14 protein-coding genes are annotated in these 22,784 nt (G+C 73.7%); 3 read left to right on the forward strand and 11 right to left on the reverse strand.

Annotation, left to right across the window (positions count from 1 at the left end; all coding sequences use genetic code 11):
* Positions 1–137: 137 nt before the first annotated feature.
* The 3 genes from ACFQTY_RS00005 to ACFQTY_RS00015 all read right to left on the reverse strand — a co-directional run bounded on the left by ACFQTY_RS00005 (position 138) and on the right by ACFQTY_RS00015 (position 9,651).
* Positions 138–2,990, reverse strand: coding sequence for a sulfide/dihydroorotate dehydrogenase-like FAD/NAD-binding protein (locus ACFQTY_RS00005; protein WP_378095456.1), 2,853 nt, complete (start codon positions 2,988–2,990; stop codon positions 138–140).
* Positions 2,987–8,026 carry a 2-oxoacid:acceptor oxidoreductase family protein gene (locus ACFQTY_RS00010; protein ID WP_378095459.1) on the reverse strand — a complete coding sequence of 1,680 codons (5,040 nt, stop codon included), beginning with the start codon at positions 8,024–8,026 and terminating at the stop codon, positions 2,987–2,989. Before ACFQTY_RS00010 ends, ACFQTY_RS00005 begins: the two co-directional genes overlap by 4 nt.
* A 263-nt stretch (positions 8,027–8,289) precedes the next feature.
* Positions 8,290–9,651 carry an Nramp family divalent metal transporter gene (locus ACFQTY_RS00015; RefSeq protein ID WP_378095462.1) on the reverse strand — a complete coding sequence of 454 codons (1,362 nt, stop codon included), beginning with the start codon at positions 9,649–9,651 and terminating at the stop codon, positions 8,290–8,292.
* Between the two features lie 112 nt (positions 9,652–9,763).
* Here ACFQTY_RS00015 and ACFQTY_RS00020 point away from each other — a divergent pair, with 112 nt between their 5' ends.
* The gene (locus ACFQTY_RS00020) at positions 9,764–10,894 is read left to right on the forward strand and encodes a GNAT family N-acetyltransferase (protein ID WP_378095465.1); all 1,131 of its coding nucleotides are present in this window, start codon (positions 9,764–9,766) and stop codon (positions 10,892–10,894) included.
* Positions 10,895–10,966: 72 nt separating this feature from the next.
* Here the strand turns inward: ACFQTY_RS00020 and ACFQTY_RS00025 are convergent, their stop codons facing one another.
* Positions 10,967–11,872: a hypothetical protein gene (locus tag ACFQTY_RS00025; protein WP_378095468.1), complete on the reverse strand. Its 906-nt coding sequence runs from the start codon at positions 11,870–11,872 to the stop codon at positions 10,967–10,969.
* Positions 11,873–12,043: 171 nt separating this feature from the next.
* Here ACFQTY_RS00025 and ACFQTY_RS00030 point away from each other — a divergent pair, with 171 nt between their 5' ends.
* Positions 12,044–12,331, forward strand: a complete 288-nt coding sequence (locus ACFQTY_RS00030; protein WP_378095471.1) for a DUF4235 domain-containing protein — start codon at positions 12,044–12,046, stop codon at positions 12,329–12,331.
* A gap of 1 nt (position 12,332) precedes the next feature.
* Here the strand turns inward: ACFQTY_RS00030 and mnhG are convergent, their stop codons facing one another.
* The 6 genes from mnhG to ACFQTY_RS00060 are packed head-to-tail and all read right to left on the reverse strand — an operon-like array spanning position 12,333 to position 19,070.
* Positions 12,333–12,740, reverse strand: a complete 408-nt coding sequence (gene mnhG, locus ACFQTY_RS00035; RefSeq protein ID WP_378095474.1) for a monovalent cation/H(+) antiporter subunit G — start codon at positions 12,738–12,740, stop codon at positions 12,333–12,335.
* The gene (locus tag ACFQTY_RS00040; RefSeq protein ID WP_378095477.1) at positions 12,737–13,210 is read right to left on the reverse strand and encodes a monovalent cation/H+ antiporter complex subunit F; all 474 of its coding nucleotides are present in this window, start codon (positions 13,208–13,210) and stop codon (positions 12,737–12,739) included. The genes mnhG and ACFQTY_RS00040 overlap by 4 nt, the downstream gene beginning before the upstream one ends.
* Before the next feature lie 46 nt (positions 13,211–13,256).
* Positions 13,257–13,784: a Na+/H+ antiporter subunit E gene (locus ACFQTY_RS00045; protein WP_378095480.1), complete on the reverse strand. Its 528-nt coding sequence runs from the start codon at positions 13,782–13,784 to the stop codon at positions 13,257–13,259.
* The gene (locus tag ACFQTY_RS00050) at positions 13,781–15,334 is read right to left on the reverse strand and encodes a Na+/H+ antiporter subunit D (RefSeq protein WP_378095483.1); all 1,554 of its coding nucleotides are present in this window, start codon (positions 15,332–15,334) and stop codon (positions 13,781–13,783) included. Before ACFQTY_RS00050 ends, ACFQTY_RS00045 begins: the two co-directional genes overlap by 4 nt.
* Entirely contained in the window at positions 15,331–15,954 is a 624-nt protein-coding gene (locus ACFQTY_RS00055) for a Na(+)/H(+) antiporter subunit C (RefSeq protein WP_378095486.1), read from the reverse strand. Before ACFQTY_RS00055 ends, ACFQTY_RS00050 begins: the two co-directional genes overlap by 4 nt.
* Complete coding sequence (locus ACFQTY_RS00060) at positions 15,951–19,070, reverse strand: Na+/H+ antiporter subunit A (protein ID WP_378095489.1); 3,120 nt, start codon at positions 19,068–19,070, stop codon at positions 15,951–15,953. Before ACFQTY_RS00060 ends, ACFQTY_RS00055 begins: the two co-directional genes overlap by 4 nt.
* A gap of 200 nt (positions 19,071–19,270) precedes the next feature.
* Between ACFQTY_RS00060 and ACFQTY_RS00065 the strand changes: the two genes are divergently transcribed.
* Positions 19,271–21,808: a (Fe-S)-binding protein gene (locus ACFQTY_RS00065; RefSeq protein ID WP_378095492.1), complete on the forward strand. Its 2,538-nt coding sequence runs from the start codon at positions 19,271–19,273 to the stop codon at positions 21,806–21,808.
* 199 nt (positions 21,809–22,007) lie between these two features.
* Here ACFQTY_RS00065 and ACFQTY_RS00070 read toward each other — a convergent pair whose 3' ends face one another.
* Positions 22,008–22,730: a DUF4386 domain-containing protein gene (locus ACFQTY_RS00070; protein WP_378095497.1), complete on the reverse strand. Its 723-nt coding sequence runs from the start codon at positions 22,728–22,730 to the stop codon at positions 22,008–22,010.
* Positions 22,731–22,784: the final 54 nt, after the last annotated feature.

The raw sequence follows: 22,784 nt of genomic DNA on the forward strand, positions 1-22,784 counted from the left end.
GGTGGGGGGAGGGGTGGGTGGAAGGGGGGTGGAGGGCGTGCCGGCGGACGTGGGACGGCGCCCCCGCTGGTGTTCGCAGGGGCGCCGTCGGTCCTTCAGTCCTTCGAGCGGGTCACGTCGACCCGCCTCACCCGGGCTCAGCCCATCCCGTGCCGAACCCGGCTGGCCTGCTCCTGGGCCTTGAACAGCCCGAACCGCGGCAGGAACTTGTCCCAGTCGATGGTGTGGGCGTCGATCTCCGGCCCGTCGATGCACGCGTGCTTGCGCACCAGCTTGCCGTCCAGCGTCACGGGCACCATGCAGGCGCCGCACATGCCCGTCGCGTCGACCATGATCGAGTTCAGGCTCGCCACGCACGGCACGCCGTACGGGGCCGTCAGGTCGGACACCGCGCGCATCATCGGCGGCGGGCCGATGGTGACCACCTCGGCGATCGGCCGGCCGACCTTCAGCATCTCCTCCAGCGGCGTGGTGACGAACCCGTGCACGCCGTACGAGCCGTCGTTGGTCGCGTAGACCACGTCGAGCAGGTCGCCGAACTCGGCCTGCAGCCGTCCGACCCGCTCGTCCTCGGCCGTCCAGAACATCAGGTCCTTGGTGCGGAACCCGGCGATCAGCGTGACGTGGTTGCCGAGCCGCAGGTGCTCGCGGGCGATCGGGTACACCGGCGGCAGGCCGAGGCCTCCGGCGGTGAAGACGACCGTCGAGCCCTCGTCGTATCGGTGCAGCTCGCTGGGCCGGCCCAGCGGGCCCGCGATGCCCGCGAGCGCGTCGCCCGGGGCCATCGCGTTCAGCAGCGCGCTGCTGACGCCCACCTGCTGCACCACCAGGCACACCGTCCCGGCGGTGGCGTCCCAGTCGGCCAGCGTCAGCGGCACCAGCTCGCCGTCCGACGTGGGCAGCACGCGGACGAACTGGCCGGCCTGCGCCGCACGGGCGATCACCGGGGCGTGCACGGTCAGCTCCTCGATGCCGGGGCTGAGCGTGCGCTTGGCCAGGATCACCGGACGGGAGGCGGCCTCCTCGGTGTACCGGCGGGCGGTGGCGACCATGGCGGCCACCTGCTCGTCCGGCACGTCGATCGAGCCGAGGATCTCCCGAGCGGCAGCCTGACCGTCACCGGCGGCCCGGATTGCCGTCGACCCGCCGCGGGCCGCGTCGCCGCCGGTGTAGATGCCGGGCAGCGTCGTCTCCTGCGACCCCTCGTGACCGAGGTCGATAGTGCCCCACTTGGACACCTGCAGCCTCGGTTCCGAGTCCTTGATCAGGGGGTTCGCGGCATTGCCGAGCGCCATGATCACCAGGTCGGCGGGCACGGTGCGGGTGCGGCCGGTGGCGACCGGACGACGACGCCCGGAGGCGTCCGGCTCACCGAGCTCCATCTCCTCCAGGACGGCGCCCTTGACGAACCCGGTCTGCGGGTCGCCCAGGAACTCCGTCGGCGAGACGAGCACCGACAGGCCGATGCCCTCCTCCAGCGCGTGCTCCAGCTCCTCGACGCGCGCCGGCATCTCCGCCTGGGTGCGGCGGTAGACGATCGTCACGTTGCCGCCGAGCCGTCGGGCTGTGCGGGCGGCGTCCATCGCGGTGTTGCCGCCACCGACCACCAGCACCTGCTTGCCGGCGGTGGCCGGCAGAGGCGTCTCGTACTCCTCGCGCAGCGCCTGCATCAGGTTGACGCGGGTGAGGAACTCGTTGGCGCTCATCACGTCGAGCAGGTGCTCGCCGGGCACGTTCATGAACCGCGGCAGGCCGGCGCCGGTGCCGACGAACACCTTCCAGAAGCCCGCGTCGCGCAGGTCCTGCAGGGTGGCCGTCTTGCCGACGACGAAGTTGGTGACGAACCGTCCGCCGAGCAGCTTGATCTTGGCGACCACGTCGTCGATCAGCTCGTTGGGCAGCCGGAACTCGGGGATGCCGTACCGCAGCACGCCACCGAGCTGGTGGAACGCCTCGAACACGGTCACCGGGAAGCCCTCGGCGGCCAGCAGGTAGGCGTTGATCAGGCCCGACGGGCCCGACCCGACGATCGCGACCGGCGGCTTGGCCTGCGCCACCCACGGGTCCCGGACACCGGCGAACCGCCGGGCGGCGGCACCGGGGTCCACCAGCTTCTCCCGCTCGGGCAGGAACCACTCGAGCTGGCCGATCGACATGGCCGTCTTGTGCAGGCAGACGCCCTGGCACTGCAGCTCCTGCGGGCACACCCGGCCGGTGACGTCCGGCAGCGGGTTGCACGACTCGAGCATCTCCAGCGCCTCGCGGAACCGCCCGGTGCCGATCAGCTCCATCATCTGCGGGATGTGGATCTTCACCGGGCAGCCGCCCTGCGGCTCCTTGTGGCCCTCGACCAGCACGCCCAGCTCGCACGGCGACTCGGCGCACTGCTTGTCGCGCAGCGCCTCCAGCCAGACGAACAGGTCCACGTCCCGGGCGGTGTAGCCCAGGTCCATGTAACCGAGGTACCCCTTGTTCACCAGGCCGAAGTCGACCGCACGGTCCTCCGCCGAGCGCACGTACGGCGGGATGGTGTTGCCCGCCGGCCAGTCCACCGAGAGGCCGTCGAACATCGGGTAGCGGTCGGACAGGTGCTTGTCGATGCCGCGGATGAACGCCCGCTTCTTGCCCACCGGCAGGTCCCAGAGGAACCGCATGAGCACGGTGCTGACCTCGTCGCCGCGCAGCAACATGTCCCACAGCCGGTTGATGAACCCGGCGGACAGCTCCGGCTGCTGGAACTCCCAGGCGACGGCCGCCATGCCGTCCGCGACGAACATGTCGCGGAACGAGCGCGGGTCGGCGACCAGCCGCTTCTCCAGCAGCGAGAGCTGGTTGCGGAACGACGAGACCGCGGGGCTGGCGCCGAGCGCGACCACCTCGTCCTGCGTCTGCTCGAGGGCCGTGCGGGCGCCTGCCCAGCGCAGCACGTCCTCCCGGCCGTCGGGCGAACCGGCGGTCCCCTCGGTACGAGGAACGGTCGGCGTGCTCATCGGATGATCTCCGCGTCGCAGGTGGCCTTGACCCGAGCGATCCGCTTGGCCAGCTCCGGCGTGATGTCGAGCCCGTCCAGCGCGCCGGCCTTCATGCGACCGACCGTCTGGGCGGCGCCGTCGACCACGATCGTCGCCTTCTCGAAGATCTGCGGGAGCTCCTGGTAGCAGGTGCCGCAGTCGTTGCACAGGTGCTCGTCGGCCTGGTCGAGCCAGATCGGCCGGTCCGCCACCGCCGTCGCGGTCCCCGCCGGCGCTGCCGCCGGAGCCGCACCGGCGAACCCGGTGGGCCGCAGCTGGATCGTCGCGCCCATGCCGGCCGGTGCCGCGCTGGACGCCGCCAGCTCGGCCATCGCCGCGGCGATCTCGTCCAGCGTCGACTCCCGGGCCGTCACCGCCTGCTCGTACTGGGCGGTCAGCTCGGCGATCTCCGCCCGGTGCGCCGCCGACAGCGTCGCGCCGGTCCGTCCGGACAGGAACTGCAGCGTCTGCCAGTAGTGCTTGCGGTCCTCGACCAGGTCGACGATCGCCGCGGAGCAGGCCACCTTGATCAGGTGCCGGTCCGCGTCGGTCGCCTGCACGAACGGCACTCGACCCGCACGGGCCTCCGGCGCCAGCTCGACGTACTCGGCGATCGGCGTCGCACCGGCCTCCTCGTCGGGACGCAACCGGTGGAACTGCTTGGAGAACCGCACCTCGCCGAGCGCGAACTCGGCCGGGGTCAGCGGGGTGCTCAGCAGCTGCAGCGCGCCGCTCTCGTCGACGTACTCGACCGTGGAGCTGGTCCACAAGCCGTCGACGTCCGGGTTGCCGTCCAGGCTGAACCGCTCAGGCAGCGTGTCCCCGCGACGGGGGTCGTGCACGAACAGCGGGCTCATCCGGGACTCCACCGCGAGCCGTGAACGGGCGTTGGAGAGGTTCTCCGCGATGCCGTTCTCGGTGCCGCAGGGGGCGTACACCTCCATGACGGCGGCGCCGTCGCTGTAGGCGAGCATCTCCGCCGCCGTGGACAGGAAGTGCCCGTGCAGCGCGGACGACGTGGTGCAGGCGAAGACGTTCGGGTGGAACGACGCCAGCAGCCCCAGCTCCTTGCGGTGCTCGCGCTTGCCGCGGTGGGCCTTGCCGTACCGCGCCAGGTCGGAGTCCTGACCGGTGAAGCTGGCCGTGGACGCCTGCCCGCCGGTGTTGGAGTACGCGCCGGTGTCCAGCACCAGGGCCTTGATCGGCGTCCCGCCCGCCAGCACGCGGGACATCGCACCGAACCCGATGTCGTAGCTCGCGCCGTCACCGCCGATGGTGAGGAACGTCGGCAGCAGCGCCAGCTCCTCCTCGGTGAAGTCCCGCCAGCCGAACGTCCGCAGCGCCGCGTCGTGCACCGCCGGGTCGTACTCGCCGGCCAGCTCGAGCTTGGCCACGCGCAGCGCCCGCACCTGCGGGATCACCTGCGCGACGATGCCCTCGAACAGGCCGACGGCCAGCGGCTGGGCGTCCTGGAACAGGCTGTTGACCCACGGGTCGAGGTACGGCGTGAACGGCATCGTGGACGCGTACACGCTGGAGCAGCCGGTGGAGTTGGCGATGACGACCGGCGCCGGGCCGTTGCCCGTCGGGCCGCCCTCGTACAGGTACTGGCGGTGCTCCAGCTGCTCGATCGCGCCGGTGATCCGGTCGATCCGCGCGCGGGTGGCGGGATCGGCGGCACCCTCGTCCGGCTCGTCGTCCGCGCGAGCGTCCAGCGCCTCCAGGGTGGAGTGCAGGCCGTCGAGCACCTCGTCCAGCTCCCGCAGGTGCGAGCGCCGCTTGTCCTCGCCCACCGCGTGGCTCAGGGCCGTGACCAGGCGGATCGCGGTCACCTCGCCGCAGCCGCGGCACGCGCCGTGACCGCCGGTGGTCGAGTAGTACGCGGTGTGATCGAGCATCAGCCGCTTGGTGTCGCCGTCCGGTGACGTGGCGCCGGCGGTGAAGCGCGACGGCGTGTTCGGCAGCCGCGTCATCGTCTCGAACCGCTGCTGGAGCGTCTCCAGCACGTCGGCGTCCTGGTCCACGGACGTCAGCGCGCCCGGTCCGCACACGTCGACGCACTGCAGGCAGCCCGTGCACTTCCACGGGTCGACGACGGCGGAGAACAGGCCGCCGGTGCCCGGCTGCTCCTTCTCCATCGCGTCGAAGAACGGCCGCGTGCGGGCCACCGGGAAGGTCGCCAGCTGGGCCACCACCGCGTCGAGGTTGCGGATCACCGCGCGCTGGTTCGGGTCGAGCGCGCTCGCCGCGGCGGCCGCGACGTCCGCGAACGACCGGTCGGACGAGTCGTCGCGATAGCTGCGCCGGATCGCCTCGGCCCACGGGTACACCTGGGCGCGCAGCGCCTCACGCTGCGGTTCCGGTGCGTCGATCTGGCCGATCGCCGTGGTCAGCAGGTCGTGGATCTCGTGCACCTGCGTCGGGATCGCCGCGTCGGGACAGACCAGCGAGCACTCGAGGCAGCCGGTGCAGGACGTGGGGTCGAACGCCGGCACCGTGCGCCGGAAGATGCCCTTGTCCTTGGCTGCACCGGTGCCGACCGGCATGAACAGGCCGGTGCCGGGCAGGACCGGCGCCTCGCCGATGGTGCCCTCGCGGAACGGCCGGGCGATCAGGTCCTCGTAGTACGCCGGGTCGAACAGCGCCGTGGCGCGGGCGCCGGTGGCCGTCGGGCACATCGACGCGGACAGGGCCAGGGTGCGCGTGCTGCGCGCGGCGGGCTGCTGCTCGGCGGCGAGGAACTCCGGCTCGTCGTACGCCACCAGGTGCGTCGCGGCCACGCCGTCGCGGATCACCGACATGTTGGCCTCGACGACGGCGTCGCCCTTGCGGCCGAACTTCTTGGAGATCTGCGCGCGGATCTTGGTCTCGATCGCCTCGGCGGTGGCGCCGTGGGACACCCGGTCGACGTGACCGGCGACGGCCCCGATGAAGGCGATGCCCATCATGCGGGTCTCGAGCTCCGGGGTCGGCGCGTGCTTGCGGGCGACGGCGAACGCGTCGATCACCAGGAACCGGATGTGCCGCTCGCGGATGGTGCGGCGGGCGTGCGCCGGCAGCGACCGCCACAGGTCCAGCGGCGCGAGGTCGGACTGCATGATGAACGTGCCGCCCTCGACCAGCCCCTTGAGCGGGTTGGTGTGCACGAAGGCCTGGTGGTCCGGGGAGACGACGACCTCCACGTCCTCCAGCTCGGCGTTGGTCAGCAGCACCGGCTCGGGGCTCAGCGTGATGTAGAAGTTGGTCGCCGCACCGCTCTTCTCCGAGCCGTACTTCGGCGCCGACTTGCTGTGCATGTCGAGCACGCCGGCCAGCACGTCGGTGAGCAGCTTGCCGCTGGCGACGGTGCCGTACCCGCCCACCGAGTGGAACCGGATCCGCAGCGCCTCGGGGGGCAGCAGGGCCGGGTTCGGCTCGGTGGTCAGGGCCATCGCCACCGTCTCCGGGTACGCGGCGCGCAGGCGGTCCTGCAGCGCGGCGGCGGCCGGCGGGGCGTCGGACGAGAAGAACTGCGAGCCGAGGTACACCAGCGGCGCGCTGCCGCCGCCGGCCATGTTGCGGAACGCGGCCACCAGGTGCCGCGGCTGCACGTCGTGACCGCCGAGGCCGAAGATCGCCGTCGTCAGCCGCGGGCTGCGGGTGATCGCCGGGATGCCGGGGTGGGCCACGCCGCCCTCGCCGTTGGCGCGGGCACGGAACAGCGCCTGCGTCACCATGCGCGTCAGCGCGGTGTCGTCGGACCGCTCCAGCACCGTGACGGCCTGCGCGTTGCGCAGCGCCTCGACCACCTCGGCCTCGGGGAACGGCTGCAGCAGCGTGATGTTGAGGACGCCGACCTTGACGCCGCGGGAGCGCAGGTACGGGATCACCGCGCGCGCGTCGTCGGTGATGGAGCCGAGGCCGACGACGATGTAGTCCGCGTCCTCGCAGTCGTAGGCGCGCACCGGCGCGTACTCGCGGCCGGTCAGCTCGGTGTACTCGGCCATGGCCTGGCGCACCAGCGCCGGCACGGCGGAGACGAAGTGCGTGCGGTGGTCGACGGCACCGGCCTGGAAGTCCGGCTGGTTCTGCACCGGCCCGGTCAGCCCGGGGTTGTGCACGTCCACCAGGGCGGGGACCCGCTGCCGCGTGCCGAGCGGCCAGGCGTTCACCCAGGCGCGCCGCCACTGCCCCTGCAGGTCGGCCGGCAGCCACGCCGCCGTCTCGGCCACCAGGTCACCCGCGTCGTCCGCCTCGACCTTCTCGGCGATCGCCGCGAGGTGCGCCCGCACGGCCGCCAGGTCCTCCGGAGCCAGGTCCTCGACGTGCCGGTCGAGGTACTGGTTGAGGGAGAACACCCGGCCCTTGGCGCCGAACAGCATCTCCTGCGCAACCGTCGGGCACGGGATGCGACCGGCCGGGTCGCCCAGGTACGTGCGCAGCAGGTCGGGCTCCGGCAGCAGCACCTCGCTCATCACGTGGCTGGTGGCGAACCCGTCCATCACGTTGGCGACGGGGATCAGCGAGAGCGCCGAGGCGCGGTAGGAGATCGCCGCGAGGTCCGCCGCCTCCTGCGGGTTGGCGCCGAACAGGATGGTGTAGCCCGCGGGCAGCAGGGCGTACACGTCGTCGTGACCCGCCATCACGTTGAGGGAGTGCTTGGACACCACGCGCGCGGCGACCTGCAGCACGAAGCCGCCGATCTTCTTGCCGACCGTCACGTAGTGCGACTCGAGCGCGTAGAGGATGCCCTGGCTGGACGACGCGTTGGACACGTAGCTGCCGCCGGTCAGCGCCGCACCGAGCGCGCCGGACTGGGCGGAGTGCTCACCCTCCGTCTCGACGAAGAACGGGTGCTTGCCCCAGACGTTCAGCTGGCCCTCGGCGCGGGCCGCCTCGAAGGTCTCGGAGATCTCGGTGGACGGCGTGATCGGGTAGCCGATCACCCCGCCGCACACGTGCTTCATCACGTGGGCGACGGCGCCGTTGCCGTTGATGACGTCGGGGATGCCAGGGAATGGGTGCGAAGTGGTCACGATGCCCGTCCGAACACGCGCAGGGATGGAAGTCCGACGGTGGCCGGTCGAGGTGCGGGCGCGCTGCGGTGCGCGCCGTCGGCGGCGGCGTCGGTGCCGGCACGAGGCCGGGTCTGGAGGTGCGACATTGCATTCCTCACGGGTCCAGAGATGGACACCGTCAGGGTAGGCACGGCGATTTCCGGGCCCCTGGGACCGAGGGCCCTACCCCGGCACTCCCTCGCTGGGCTGGGCCGACGGGGCCGCCGACGGCCCCGCTCGGGCTACCGCAGGAGGAGCACCAGCAGGGCGACGTTGAGCGCGACGACGAGCCCGACGACGGTCAGCAGCACCGCGTTGAGCCACGGCCCGGTGCGTTCCGCACCCATCAGCCGCTCGTCGCGCGTCAGCCGCACCAGCGGCACCAGGGCGAACGGGATGCCGAAGCTGAGCACCACCTGGCTGACCACCAGCGTCCACGTCGGGTCGGCGCCGAGGGCCAGCAGCACCACGGCCGGCACCAGCGTGACCGTGCGGCGGACCAGCGGCGGCACCCGCCGGTGCAGCAGCCCGTCCATCACCACCGACCCGGCGTAGGCACCGACCGACGTCGACGCCAGGCCGCTGGCCAGCAGGCCGATGGCGAACGCCAGGCCGACGGCGGTGCCGAGGGAGGCGACGATCGCGGCGTGCGCACCGGGGATCGAGTCGGTGCCCGGGACGTGCCGCAGGCCGGTGGCGGCGAGCAGCAGCAGGCCGATGTTGACCACACCGGCGGCCGCGAGCGCGCCGCCGACGTCCCACCGGGTGGCGCGCAGCAGCCGGGTCCGGGCCGCGCCGGTGCCGAGGTGCCCGTGCCGGTCCCGCGCCAGTGCCGAGTGCACGTAGATCGCGTGCGGCATGACGGTGGCGCCGAGCATGCTCGCCGCGAGCAGCACCGAGTCGGTTCCCGCGAAGTGCGGCACCAGGCCGTGCAGCACGCCGGCGGCATCCGGCGGACGTACCGCCAGACCGGCGAGGAACCCGAGCCCGATCACCGCGAGCAGGGCGGCGACCACCAGCTCGAACCGGCGCTGGCCGTACCGGTCCTGGGTGGCGAGGAGCACCAGCGACACGACGCCGACGATCAGCCCGCCGAGAGCCAGCGGGAGGTCGAACAGCAGCTGCAGGGCGAGCGCACCACCCACCACCTCGGCCAGGTCGGTGGCGCCCGCGACCACCTCGGCCTGCACCCAGAACGCCAGGCGACCGCCGCGCGGCATCCGGTCGCCCAGCACCTCCGGCAGCGACCGGCCGGTCACCAGGCCGAGCCGTGCCGACTGGTACTGCACCAGCACGGCGATCACGTCCGCTGCGACCAGCACCCACAGCAGCAGGTAGCCGTAACGGGAACCGGCGGTGAGGTTGGCGGCGACGTTGCCCGGGTCGACGTAGGCGATCGAGGCGACGAACGCAGGACCGAGCAGGTGCAGCAGGCCCCCGCGGGCACGGATCGGGCGGCGGGGCAGCCGCGGTGAACCGGTCGACGACGGGGCCGCTGCCGTCGGCACGGCGCGGGGCGGCCCAGCCGCGTGGGGCACGTCGAGGGGCGCCGACGCGGGTTCGGGCGCGTCGGTACCGAGTCCGACGGCCGGGTCCACGCTCATGTCCCTCCGAAAGTTCGGATGTCCGAAACACAGTGTAGGCAGCACCGGATATTGGGCCGCGGCGGCCTCAATTCCCTCGACCGGACCGGGGCCCGGCGTCGACCCTGGGTGCATGACGACCACCACCACGTGGACCGTGCGCGAGGTGCCGGTGCCGACCACGCTCGACGCCCCGGATGCCTGGCTGCTGCTCGGGGCCAACCGCGTCCGCACCGCCGGCACCATCGACGTGTGGGGCAACGCCGACCGCGCCGACTCGCCGCAGGCGGAGCTGGCCGAGCTCCGCGACTCGCACGCCGAGCGGACCGTGCGGCTGGTGGCCGTCGCCGACGAGTCGCCGACGCCGGGCTCCGACGCCGGCGACCCAGCCGCCGCGGTCATCGGCGAGGCCTCCGTCGGCCTGCCCCTGCGGGACAACCGGCACAGCGCGCTCGTCGAGGTGAACGTGTCTGCCGAGCACCGCCGTCGCGGCATCGGCACCGCCCTGCTCGACGCGGCCGCAGCCGTGGCGCGCGCGGACGGCCGCACGCTGCTGATGGCCCACACCGGCGACCGCGTCGAGCCGCCCGCCGGCCCCGGTGCGCTCGAGTCACCGACCGGCGCGGGCCGTGTCGACCTCGACAACCCCGCGGTCGTCTGGCTGCGGCGCACCGGCTGGACGCTGGCGCAGGTGGACCGCCGGTCGCAGCTCGACCTGCCCGTCGACCCCACGCTGCTGCGCCGGCACGCGGACGACGCCGCCGCGGCGGCCGGCGCCGACTACCGCCTGCACACCTGGGGAACCGACGTGCCGGAGCAGTGGCTGGAGGAGTACGCCGGTCTGCTGGCGCAGATGAGCACGGACGCACCGCTCGGCGACGTCGACTGGCGCCCCGAGGTGTGGGACGGCGAGCGAGTCCGGGCGCAGGAGCGGATGCTGCACGACGCGGGCTACGAGCTCCTGGTGACGGCGGCGGAGCACGTGCCGACGGGACGGCTCGCGGCGTTCACCAACTTCTGGATGCCGTCGCACACCGACGAGTACGTGCACCAGGGCGACACCTTGGTGGTGGCGGCCCACCGGGGGCACCGGCTCGGGATGCTGGTCAAGACGGCCAACCTCGAAGCGCTGGCCCTGCAGCGGCCGTCGGTCCACCGCGTCGGCACGTGGAACGCGCAGGAGAACCGCTGGATGCTGGCGATCAACGTCGCGCTCGGCTTCCGGCCGGCCGGCGTCAGCGGCACCTGGCAGCGACCGCTGTAGCCCGTGCCGCGGCGGTCGCTGCGGCCGTCGGGCGCGCTTCCGTCGGGTGCGGGTCCGTCGGGCGCGGGTCCGTCAGGCGTGGTGCCGGTGACCGTCCCACCAGCCGGCCCAGCGGCGCTGCGCCTCGGCGCGCAGCTCGTCGGACAGGCCGTACGTGTTGAGGATCGCGTTCACGGCGCCGTGCGGCGGGTGGCTGGCCACCGGCACCTCCTGGATCACCAGCAGCGACTCGGCGATGCCGTGCAGCCACACCCCGAACTGCAGGTCGGTCCGGTACACCACCGTCCCGCCCACCTTGGTGCCGTCAGGGCGGGTCGCCTCGACGTGACCGCCGATCGGCACGCCGCGCGCGCCGTGCAGCCCCGCCCGGTACATCAACGGGTTCTGGTGCGGGCCGGCGTCCAGACCGTGCACGGCGAACGTGCGGCGGTCCTCCCCGCGGTGCACGGTCAGCGCGAAGTGCAGCTGGTGGACGGAGCTGATCCAGTTCTCGTCGACCACGTCCCGGGCGCCGTCGAACGACACGGAAAGGTCGCGGGCGGCACGGTGCACCGTGACCAGGGTGTGACCGGGGTTGTCGTCCCGGCAGCGCAGCTCGAGGTCCTCGTGGTGGTGCCAGCGCAGCCGCCGGATGGACGTGCCGGGCACGTGGTCGTGCTCCACCTCGGCGTGCTCGAGGAAGATCCGCTCGATGTCGTCCGCCAGGTCGTCCCGGTCCCAGCCGTACCAGCGGTGGATCAGCTCGGGCTTGCGGACGTGCTCCCAGACGACGTCCGCCGGCAGCGGCACGTCGACGGACACCACCTCGCGGTGCAGGACCGCCGGGGTGTGGTGCGGCTCGACACGATGGTCCACGGGGTGCTCCGTCCGCAGGTTCGTCAGGCGGTCGGAGCGGTGGTGGCCGACGCTGGTCAGCTGGTCACCGTGGGGCTCCGGACGGCGGTCGAGCCGATGCTCGAGCGGGGGTTCACGCGTCATCGCCGGTCACCTCATCCATCGAGTGGATGCCCTCGACGGTAACCCTCACGGCCGCCCGGCGCAGCCCTGGGACGACCGCGCGTCGGGTGAGCCGCGGCCGCGCGGGCAGCGGCCCGGCAGGGACGGCGCTAGCGTCGGTGCTCGTCGTCCCGCCGCACACCGGAGGCCCGCATGCCCGAGAAGCAGTCCCAGTCGATGCTGGCCAAGCTGGTGGGCGCCGGCGTGGCCGTCGGCGCCGCGTGGGTGGCGCAGAAGCTGCTGGACCGCGCGTGGGTGGCCGCGGCCGGGCACCAGCCGCCGGCGCCCGAGTCGCAGGACGACGACATCAGCCTGCGCGAGGTGCTTCTGGCCGCGGCGATCACCGGGGCCGTCGTGGCGCTGGCCCGCGCGCTGGCCAGCCGGGGCACCGCGCGGCTGACGGCGAAGGTCAGCAGCAAGCGGCCCGAGCTGCCGGCGTAGCTCAGCCGATGTCGGCCCCGGAGCCGCCGTCCTCGTCGTCGGCGGGCACCCCGTGCCGCCGGTCCAGCTCGGCGGTCAGCTCGTCGACCGCCAGCACGCCCGGGCTCACCTTGCCCGTGCGGTAGCCCGCGCGTCCGACGAGGTGCGCCGCAACCGGTGCGGTGAGCAGCTGGAACACCACGACGAGCACCAGCGCCCACACCGCACCGCCGCTGCGCAGCCGCAGCGCCAGCCCGGCCAGCACCAGCACCAGGCCCAGCACCTGCGGCTTGGTCGCGGCGTGCATGCGCGCCAGCAGGTCGCGGAAGCGCAGCACCCCGACGCCGGCGGCGAAGCAGAGGAACGCCCCGCCGAGCATGAGCACGATCGACGCGACGTCGGCGACGGTGGTCCAGGCGGCGGCGGTCATCGGGCACCTCCGTCGTCGGACCCGGGCGCCGCCGGGTCGCCCGCGGGCTGGTCGTCCTCGCTCGCCCCCGGGTCGCCCACCTGCTCGTCGTCCTCTGTCGCGTCCGGCACCTCCCGCGCCTTCGCCTCCGCCAGCTCGGCGCGCAGCCGGGCCTCGTCCTCCGCCGCGACCTCCTCGCGGGTGCGCACCCGCCGCGCGTCCTCCGGTTCGACGGCCGCGAACCGCGCGATGGTCACCGACCCGATGAAGCCGACCAGCGAGAGCACCACCAGGATCGGCACCACGTCGGCCCGCCGCTCGAGCGAGGCGTACAGCGCCACGGCCGCGACCAGGCACGTCACCACGATGTCCAGGGCGATCGTCCGGTCGAGCATCGACGGTCCGCGCTCGGCGCGGACGATCGCCAGCACGGCACCGACCAGGATCAGCACCGCCGCGACCGCCACGGCGACCCCCAGCGCGGCGCTCACGCCGGCACCACCCGACGCCGCGAGGCCGACCGGCCCGTCGTCGCGCTCATGCCGGCACCATCCCCGCCGCGGCCTGCTCCTGCGGCGACGCGAGGGCGCGCAGCAGCCGCTCCTCCTGCGCCAGCACGTCCGCCCGCACCGCCTCGACGCCACCGGACCGGTCCAGGTCCAGCACGTGCAGGTAGAGCATCCCGGTGAGGCGGTGCGCCTCGACCACCAGCGAGCCGGGCACCAGGGACACCAGCTCGGCGGTGAGCGTCAGGTACAGGTCCGAGTGGCTGCGCAGCTGGACGCCGATCACCGCGCCGCGGGGCGTGTACCCCGGGGTGAGGGCGATGGTCGCGACCTCGATCGAGGCGCGCACCACGTCGACGGCGAAGCGGACCAGCAGCACCAGCACCCGCCACGGGTGCACCCGCCCGTGGAAGTCGACCGCCACCATCCGCAGGCCCCAGGTGACCACGGCGCCCAGCAGCAGGCCCGCCAGCACGTTGCCCCAGGTCAGGTCGCCCCACAGCAGCACCCACACGGCGCCGAGCCACACGATCCCCAGCCACTGCGAGCGCCGCCTCATCCGGCACCCCCCGGTGCGGAGGCCAGATGGGCCGAGCGGCCGGTGCCGCGGTCACCCTCGGGCAGGACGGCCTGGATGTACGGCGTCCGGTCGGCCAGCGCCTGTGCCGCACGGCCGGTGTAGGCGTACAGCGGGCCGGCGAACACGGTCAGCGCCAGGCTGGCGGTGACCAGGGCGCCGGTGGCGCCGATCATGCCCGGCGGCACGTGACCGGCCGGCAGCGGCTCGGGCGGCGTCTGCCAGAAGGCCTTGTTCCACGCCTTGACCAGCGCGTACAGGGTGAGCAGCGACGTCACGACGCTGCCGACCACCAGGGTCCACGCGAGCGGCGTGCCGTTCGCGACGCCGGCCTGCAGCAGCCCGAGCTTGCCCAGGAACCCGGACATCGGCGGGATGCCGGCGAGGTTCATGGCGGGGACGAAGAACAGCACCGCCACCACCGGTGAGAGCCGGGCCAGGCCGCCGAGCCGGGACAGCGACAGCGTGCCGCCGTACCGCTCCATCAGGCCGGTGACCAGGAACAACGCTGTCTGCACCGTGATGTGGTGCACCACGTAGTAGATGGCCGCCGTCCAGCCGGCGTGGGTGGACAGGGCGATGCCGAACACCATGAAGCCGATGTGGCTGACCAGCGTGAACGACAGCAGACGTTTGATGTCGTCCTGCGCCACCGCGCCGAGGATGCCGACCAGCATCGTGGCCAGCGCCGCCCACATCAGCACCGTGTCCACCGCCCCGCCGGGGAACAGCAGCGACTGGGTGCGGATCATCGCGTAGATGCCGACCTTGGTGAGCAGGCCGGCGAACACGGCGGTGACCGGGGCGGGCGCCGTCGGGTAGGAGTCCGGCAGCCAGGCGGACAGCGGGAAGACGGCCGCCTTGATGGCGAACGCGACCAGCAGCATCACCTGCAGCGTCAGCCGGACGCCGGGGTCGATCTGCGGCAGCCGCTGCGCCAGGTGCGCCAGGTTCAGCGTGCCGGTGGCGGCGTAGACGGCGGCGATCGCGGCGAGGAACAGGAACGAGCTGACGATGGCGACGACCACGTAGATGCTGCCGGCGCGCAGCCGTTCCCGGCTGCCGCCGAGGGTCAGCAGCACGTAGGACGCCGCGAGCAGGATCTCGAACCCGACGTACACGTTGAACAGGTCGCCGGACAGGAACGCGTTGGCCACCCCCGCCACCAGCACCAGGTAGGTGGGGTGGTAGATCGACGTCGGCGCGGACTCCTCGCCGGCACCCTGGTCCTGCGCCAGGGAGTAGACGAGCACGCACAGCACCACGACGGCGGACACCGTGAGCATCAGGGTCGACAGGCGGTCCGCCACCAGGCTGATGCCGACCGGCGTCGCCCAGCTGCCCATCTCGGCGACCAGCGGGCCGCGGTCGGCCAGCACGGCCAGGGTCGCGGCGGCCACCAGGACGGCGACCAGCACCGTCACCGAGACGATCCGCTGGACGCGCGGTCGGCGGTAGAGCGCGAGCGTCAGTCCGGCGCCGGACAGCGGGAGGACGACGGGCAGCGGGACCAGCCAGGACCAGTCGTTCACGGGCGGTCCTCCGGCCGATCGGCGGGGCTGTCGGCGGACCGGTCGGGGGCCGGGCCGTCGGCGGCGGCGCGACCGTCGACGAGGGGGCGGTCGGCGGGAGCGGGCGCGCCGGCCGCGGCGGGTCCGTCGTCGTCGGCCCCCGGCTCGGCGAGGACCAGCGCCACCGCACGGTCCGTCTCGTCGCGCGCCTCCTCCGCCTCCTGCTCGAGGGTGGCGGTGTCGTCGGCGTCCAGGTCGGCAACAGCCAGCCGGTCGCGCGCCGCGAGGCGGGCGATGCGGCGGTCCTCGACGTCGTCCTGCACCTCGTCGTGCCGGTTCAGCTGCCACGAGCGGTAGGCCATGGCCAGCAGGAACGCGGTGAGGCCGAGGGTGATGACGATGGCCGTCAGCACCATCGCCTGCGGCAGCGGGTCGGAGGTCGCTCCCGGCGGGCCGCCCAGGATCGGCGGCCGGCCCGCGCGGCCGCCGGCGCCCAGGATCAGCAGGTTCAGGCCGTTGCCGATCAGGATGATCCCGACGACCACCCGCGAGAGGCTGCGCTCCAGCAGCAGGTACACGCCCACGGTCACCAGCACGGCGGCGGTGATCACGAGCGTCAGGTCGGGCGTCATGTCGATCATCGCGACGCCCCCTGGTGGAACCCGGCGGGATGCGGCGTGCGGCGCAGGTCCGGCACGGACTCCTCGACGTCGTCCTCGCCGAACTCGGCGCGCCGGTCCAGCTCGGCACCGAGGCTGCGCAGCACGTCGAGCACCAGCCCGACCACCACCAGGTACACGCCGACGTCGAACCCCAGGCTGGTCACCAGGTGCACGTCACCGACCAGCGGCAGGTGCAGGTCGACGATCGCCGACTCCAGCACCGAGCCCCCCAGCAGCAGCGGCGCCACCGCCACGCCCGTGGCCAGGAACAGGCCGGTGCCGAGCAGCACCCCGGGCTGCACCGGCGCGGCCTCCCCCAGCTCGTACCGGCCTCCGGCGAGGTACCGCACCGTCAGGGCGATCCCGGTCACCAGGCCCGCCGCGAACCCGCCGCCGGGGTTGTTGTGCCCGCTGAACAGGAGGAAGAGCGAGTACATGACCATGGTGTGGAACAGCAGCCGGACGACCACCTCGAAGATGACCGACCGGCGCACCGGCGCCAGCGTCCGCCCGGCGCGCAGCCACTCACGAGCCCGACCGGATCCCGGGGCGGACGGGCCGGGCCTCGTCGTCGGACCTGGCACGGGACCGCGGGTCGGGTCTCCCTCGCCGCCGCGCACCTCGACAGCCCGCGGGTGGGCGGCGCCGCCCCAGACCGCGCGGTCGGCCGGCGCGTCGTGCGCGCGGAAGATGCGGCCGGTGCGCCGGGAGACGAAGACGAGGGACGCGACGCCGGTCGCCGCGACCAGCAGCACCGAGATCTCGCCCATGGTGTCCCACGCGCGGATGTCGACCAGGGTCACGTTGACCACGTTCTTGCCGCCGCCGAACGCGTACGCCTCCTGCGCGTACGCCTCCGACACCGGCAGGTGCACCCGCGCGCCCGGCGCGATCAGCCCGATGCCGGCCACCACCAGCCCGACGGCCACCCCGATCCCCAGCCGCAGCCAGCGGGACCCGGCCAGCGGCCGGTCGGAGAAGTACGGCGGCAGCCGCCGCAGCACCAGCACGAACACCACCAGCGTCACGGTCTCCACCAGCACCTGCGTCAGCGCCAGGTCCGGTGCACCCTGCAGCAGGAACAGCCCGGCCACCGCGTACCCGCCGATGCCGGTGAGGATCACGGCCTTCAGCCGGCGCCGGGCCCGGGCCGCCAGCACCGCGGCCACGATGCTGACCAGGGCGAACGCCACCTCGGTCAGCGCCTGGTACGGCACGACGCGGGTCGGCAGGCGGGTGCCGGTCAGCAGGGCGGTGCCGACGCCGACCACGAAGACGCCGAGGATCAGGCCCAGGTACACCGGCAGCGAACCGCGCTGGGTGAACGCCGTCACGTCGGCGGCGGCGTCGTCCAGCCGGCGCATCGAGCGGCGGTAGAGGTGGTCGGCGTCGACCCGGGGCGGCAGCCGCAGCATGCCCTGGGCGCGCTCGACGCCGTCACGGGCGCGGAAGGCGAGCGCACCGGCGAGCAGCACGGCGAGGGTGACGACGAGCGTGGGGCTGAGCCCGGCCCAGAGGGTCAGGTGGCCCACGCGCGCACCGGCGTCGGCACCGCCCGACGCGGCGTGGCCCGCGGTGAACGCGTCGGCGTAGGGCCGCAGCAGGCCCTCCCCGTAGCCGGGCACCAGCGCGACCACCAGGCCGAGGGCGGCCAGCACCAGCGCGGGGACGACCAGGACCGGTGAGGACGGTCGGACGGTGGCCGGTGTCCCGGGGGCCCCGGACGCGGCCGCGCTGATCGGCGTCGTCGTCGCGCTGCCGTCCGCGTGCTCGACCGCCGAGGCGGACAGCACCGCCGGTTTCGTCGCGAACGCCCCCCACCACAGCCGCAACCCGTACGCCACGGTCAGCACCGACCCGACGGCCACCACGGCCAGCACCACCGCACCGGTGGCCCCGCCGAGCCCGGCGACCGCCTCGAGCCCCGCCTCCTTGGCGACGAACCCCGCGAACGGCGGCAGCCCGATCATCGACGCGACGGCCAGCGCACCCGCGCCCGCCACCCACGGCAGCTCGCGGCCCACGCCGGACAACCGGCGCAGGTCGCGCGTGCCGGCCGCGGCGTCCACCGTGCCCACCACCAGGAACAACGCCGCCTTGAAGAGCGCGTGGGCGCCCAGCATCGCCAGCCCGGCCAGCGCCGCCGCCGGGGTACCCAGGCCCACCAGCAGCACGATCAGCCCCAGCTGGCTGACCGTGCCGAAGGCCAGCACCAGCTTCAGGTCGTGCTGCCGCAGCGACCGGTAGCCGCCGAGCAGCAGCGTCCCGCCGCCACCGATCAGCACCAGCCAACGCCACACCGGCAGGTCGGCGTAGGCCGGCGCGAACCGGGCCACCAGGTACACACCCGCCTTCACCATGGCGGCGGCGTGCAGGTAGGCGCTCACCGGCGTAGGTGCGGCCATCGCCGCCGGCAGCCAGAAGTGGAACGGGATCAGCGCCGACTTGGTCGCGGCGCCGACCAGCAGGCACACCACCGCGGCCGTGACGGCAGGCCCGTGCGGCGGGTGCGCCAGCAGCTCGCTCAGCCGGGAGGTGCCGGCCGCGTGCTGCAGGATCACCAGCCCGACCAGCATCGTCAGCCCGCCCGCCGTGGTGACGACGATCGCCTGCATCGCCGCCCGGCGGCTCGCCTTGCGGCTCTCCGCGTAGTGGCCGATCAGCAGGTAGCTCATCACCGTGGTGAGCTCCCAGAAGACGAAGAGCAGCAGCAGGTCGTCGCTGAGCACCAGCCCGAGCATCGAGCCGGCGAAGGCCAGGAACACCCCGGCGAACCGTCCCAGGCCCTGGGCGTCTGCCTTGAAGTACGCCCGGCAGTAGACGAGCACGAGGGCCCCGACGCCACCGACGATCAGCGTCATCAGCCAGGACAGGGTGTCCAGACGAAGGTCGAGGTCCAGCCCCAGGGCAGGGATCCAGCTGACCGTCACCTGCGGGGTCGCACCGCCGCGGACGCGCTCCGTCCAGCTCAGCGCCCAGACCGCCGCCGATGCCGGGACCAGGGCCAAGACCCAGAACGCCCGACGTCCGAGGCGTCCCACCAGTGCGGGCGCGACGAGGGCTGCGGCCAGGTGGGTGGCCAGCAGCCAGAGCATCGGTCCGCTCCGTCCTGTCGAGGGCGGGGGCTGCGGCCATGGTACCGGGAGGCCCGTCGGGCCCCGGGGAGCCGAACGTGCACCGGCCGCGCCATCGCCGCGGCGTGCCCGGCGCGGCACGGAGCGGTGCTGAGCCGTCCCGTGGTCCCGTGGCGCGAACCGGCCCCGGCCGCTGCGAGGCGAGCGGTTACCGTGTCCCGGTGACGCCGCTGCAGGTGACGTGCCTCGTCCTGGTCCTCGTCGCGACGGTGGTCGGGGTGGCCGTCTTCGCGTGGGGCGTGGCCCGGATCGTCGGGACCATCCGCATCGGCCGGCCCCTGCCGGGCCGGTGGCGTCCCGTCGGCCCGCGGCTGGCGACCCTGCTGCGTGAGGTGGTGTTCCACCTGCGGTTCCAGCGGCGGGTCTGGGTCGGCATCGCCCACTGGGCGGTGATGGTCTCGTTCCCCGTCCTGTTCCTCACGCTGGTGTCCGGGTACGGGCAGGTGGTGGACCCGTCGTACTCGCTGCCCGTGATCGGGCACCTGCCGCCGGTCGAGTGGCTGACCGAGGGGATCGCCTGGGCGTCGTTGGTCGGGATCGTCTACCTGGTCGCGCTGCGCCAGGTGGTCCGGCCGCGGCGGGGCGAGGAGACCGCCGAGCAGAAGGCGTCGCGCTTCTTCGGCTCGTCGCAGGCGCAGGCGGTGTTCGTCGAGGCGACCGTGCTGCTGGTGGTCGCCGCGGTGCTGGTGCTGCGCGGGCTGGAGTACGCGCTCGCGGCCCGTACCGGGTCGCCGATCGCGTCGGCGGTGCACTTCCCGCTGACGTCCTGGTACGGCTCGGCCTGGGCCGGGGCGGGGACGACGAGCCTGCAGACGGCCGTGACGCTGACCGCGACCGTGAAGATCCTCGGCTCGATGTCCTGGTTCGTGGTGGTCGGCGTGCAGCCGACCATGGGCGTCGCCTGGCACCGGTTCCTCGCGCTGGTGAACGTGTACGCGCGGCGCCGTCCGTCCGGCGGCCCGGCGCTGGGTCCGCTCGCGCCGATGCGTGCGCCCGACGGCTCCGCGCTGGACCTGGCCGCGATCGAGGAGCTCCCCGACGACGCCCGGCTCGGGGTCGGTGCCGTCGAGGACCTGACGTGGAAGGGGCTGCTGGACGTCGCCACGTGCACCGAGTGCGGGCGCTGCCAGGAGCAGTGCCCGGCGTGGGCCACCGGCAAGCCGCTCAGCCCCAAGCTGCTGGTGCTGGCGCTGCGGGACCAGGCCGCGGCGACCGCTCCCTACGTGCGGGCGGCCCGGGCTGCGGCCGTGGCCGGGGCGGCCGGAGCCGCGGGGTCGGCGGGCCCGTCGGCCTCGTCGCGCTCGTCGGCCTCGTCGGCGGGCTCCACGTCCGACGCCACCCCTTCCGTCCACCGCACCGCGGACGGCCGCTACCCCACCGTCACGGACCCGCACCTCGGCATGGACCTGGTCGGCTCGGGCGTGATCGACCCCGACGTGCTGTGGAGCTGCACCATGTGCGGCGCGTGCGTGCAGCAGTGCCCGGTGGACATCGAGCACGTCGACACCATCGCCGACCTGCGGCGCTACCAGGTGCTGATGGAGTCGGCGTTCCCCGCCGAGCTGACCGGCACCTTCACCAAGCTGGAGCGGCGCGGCAACCCGTGGGGCATGCCGGCGCGCGGCCGGCTGGACTGGGCGAAGGGCCTGCCGTTCGAGGTGCCGGTGGTCGGCGTGGACGTGGAGAGCGCGGCCGACGTCGAGTACCTGTTCTGGGTCGGCTGCGCGGGCGCCTACGAGGACCGGGCCAAGCGCACGACGAGGGCCGTCGCCGAGCTGCTGCACACCGCCGGGGTGTCGTTCGCGGTGCTCGGCGAGGGCGAGTCGTGCACCGGCGACCCCGCCCGGCGAGCCGGTAACGAGCTGCTGTTCCAGACGCTCGCCGCCCAGAACGTCGAGACGCTCTCCGAGGCGAGGGCGACGAAGGTCGTCGTGACGTGCGCCCACTGCTTCAACACGCTCGCGCGCGAGTACCCGCAGGCCGGCGGCCGGTACGACGTGGTGCACCACACCGAGCTGCTCAACCGCCTGGTCGCAGAGGGCCGCCTGACGCCGGTCGAGCGGTCGGCCGACGACGAGGCGGCCCTTGCTGCAACGAGGCCGTCGGCCGCACCCGGGTCACCACCCGCCACCGAGCCCTCGGCCGCAACGGCGTCGTCAGCGGCGACCGAGCCGTCGCCCGCAACGGGGTCGTCGCCCGCGACCACCGGATCCACCCGCCCGCTGCGGATCACCTACCACGACCCGTGCTTCCTCGGCCGGCACAACCAGGTCTACGCACCGCCCCGCGAGCTGATCGCCGCGATCCCCGGCATCGAGCTCGCCGAGATGCCGCGGTCCGGGTCCACGTCGTTCTGCTGCGGCGCCGGCGGCGCGCGCATGTGGATGGAGGAGACGATCGGCACCCGCATCGGCACCGCCCGTGCGGAGGAGGCGGTCGCCACCGGCGCGGATGCGATCGCGACGGCGTGCCCCTACTGCACGGTCATGCTGTCCGACGGCGTCGCCGCGGTGGCGTCGTCCACCCCGTCCACGCCGTCGAGCGGTGACCCGGCGCCCGGCACCGCAGACCCGTCGGGCGCACCCGCCGGGGCCAACGCGCGGGGGTCGGCAGGCCGCTCCGCTGCCGTCGGCGTCCCTGAGGTGGCCGACATCGCCGTCCTGCTGCTCGAGCGCATCCGTCCGGCGTCGACCGACTGACCGGCGCCCCACCCTCCCGGGCGGACTCGCCACCGGTCAGGACCCGCTCACCATCGGGACCGGCTCAGCCGCCGGTCAGCACCGCGGCGTCACCGTCAGCACCAGCTCGCCGCGGCCACGACTGGGCGACGACCCGTCAGGACCAGCTCGCCACCGGCCGGGAGCGGGACGCCAACCGTCACGACCGGGACGTCACCCGTCAGGGAGCGACCGGGAGCGCCGCCGCCGTCCGCGCCTGCACGCCGATCACCGGCGACGGACGGAAGCCCTTCGCCACCAGCCAGACACCGAGCGACAGCTCCCAGAAGAAGATCGGCGCCACACCGACCGCCGACCACACCGACACCTGGCTGTTCACCCCGAGGACCGTCCCGAGCACGGCAGAGATCTGCAGCGGGGCACCGACCAACCCCAGCACCGGGATCGCGCGCGGCACCAGCCCCGAGCGCAGCAGGAGGGTGCCGAGCAGCAGGGCGTTGATGCCGGGTACCAGGCTCGGCCCCAGCAGGAAGGTCCAGTCGCGCACGCCGACCAGGGCCGAGCTCACGGCGACCAGGGTCGCCGGGTCGCCGGCGTGCCCGGCCGCGTACGAGCGGCGGAGCGTGACCACGGTGAACAGGCTGACGACGCCGATGGCGATGATCGCCGCCTCCATCAGCCGCGCGGCGACGAAGCCGAGCGCCGCAGCCTGGTGCTGACGGCGGACCACGGGGAACAGCACCACTGCCGTGCCGATGCACGCGGCGGCGTTGACCAGGTCGAGCAGGCCACCGGTGAGGACGCGGGCGTCGGCCCCCGCAGCGAGCACGTACCGCGGGTCGTGCAGCACCGGCGCGAGCAGCCCGACGGCCGGGATCGACGAGACGAACGTCAACAGGTAGAGGGCGCCGGCGACGAAGGCCGTGCGTCGGTTCGAGTCCATGGCGGGCTCCTTCGGTGGGTGGGGCAGCGGCACGAGGACCGCGCGTGGCATGGG

Source organism: Cellulomonas sp. T2.31MG-18 (assembly GCF_964266755.1).
In the GTDB taxonomy this organism is placed as follows: Bacteria; Actinomycetota; Actinomycetes; order Actinomycetales; family Cellulomonadaceae; genus Cellulomonas.

What these genes read in the sequence shown, in the direction of transcription:
- ACFQTY_RS00020 (WP_378095465.1), top strand. Translation starts at nt 9,764, where the DNA reads ATGACGACCACCACCACGTGGACCGTGCGCGAGGTGCCGGTGCCGACC.
- ACFQTY_RS00025 (WP_378095468.1), bottom strand. Translation starts at nt 11,872, where the DNA reads ATGACGCGTGAACCCCCGCTCGAGCATCGGCTCGACCGCCGTCCGGAG.
- ACFQTY_RS00015 (WP_378095462.1), bottom strand. Translation starts at nt 9,651, where the DNA reads ATGAGCGTGGACCCGGCCGTCGGACTCGGTACCGACGCGCCCGAACCC.
- ACFQTY_RS00055 (WP_378095486.1), bottom strand. Translation starts at nt 15,954, where the DNA reads ATGATCGACATGACGCCCGACCTGACGCTCGTGATCACCGCCGCCGTG.
- ACFQTY_RS00070 (WP_378095497.1), bottom strand. Translation starts at nt 22,730, where the DNA reads ATGGACTCGAACCGACGCACGGCCTTCGTCGCCGGCGCCCTCTACCTG.
- ACFQTY_RS00005 (WP_378095456.1), bottom strand. Translation starts at nt 2,990, where the DNA reads ATGAGCACGCCGACCGTTCCTCGTACCGAGGGGACCGCCGGTTCGCCC.
- mnhG (WP_378095474.1), bottom strand. Translation starts at nt 12,740, where the DNA reads ATGACCGCCGCCGCCTGGACCACCGTCGCCGACGTCGCGTCGATCGTG.
- ACFQTY_RS00060 (WP_378095489.1), bottom strand. Translation starts at nt 19,070, where the DNA reads ATGCTCTGGCTGCTGGCCACCCACCTGGCCGCAGCCCTCGTCGCGCCC.
- ACFQTY_RS00030 (WP_378095471.1), top strand. Translation starts at nt 12,044, where the DNA reads ATGCCCGAGAAGCAGTCCCAGTCGATGCTGGCCAAGCTGGTGGGCGCC.
- ACFQTY_RS00045 (WP_378095480.1), bottom strand. Translation starts at nt 13,784, where the DNA reads ATGAGGCGGCGCTCGCAGTGGCTGGGGATCGTGTGGCTCGGCGCCGTG.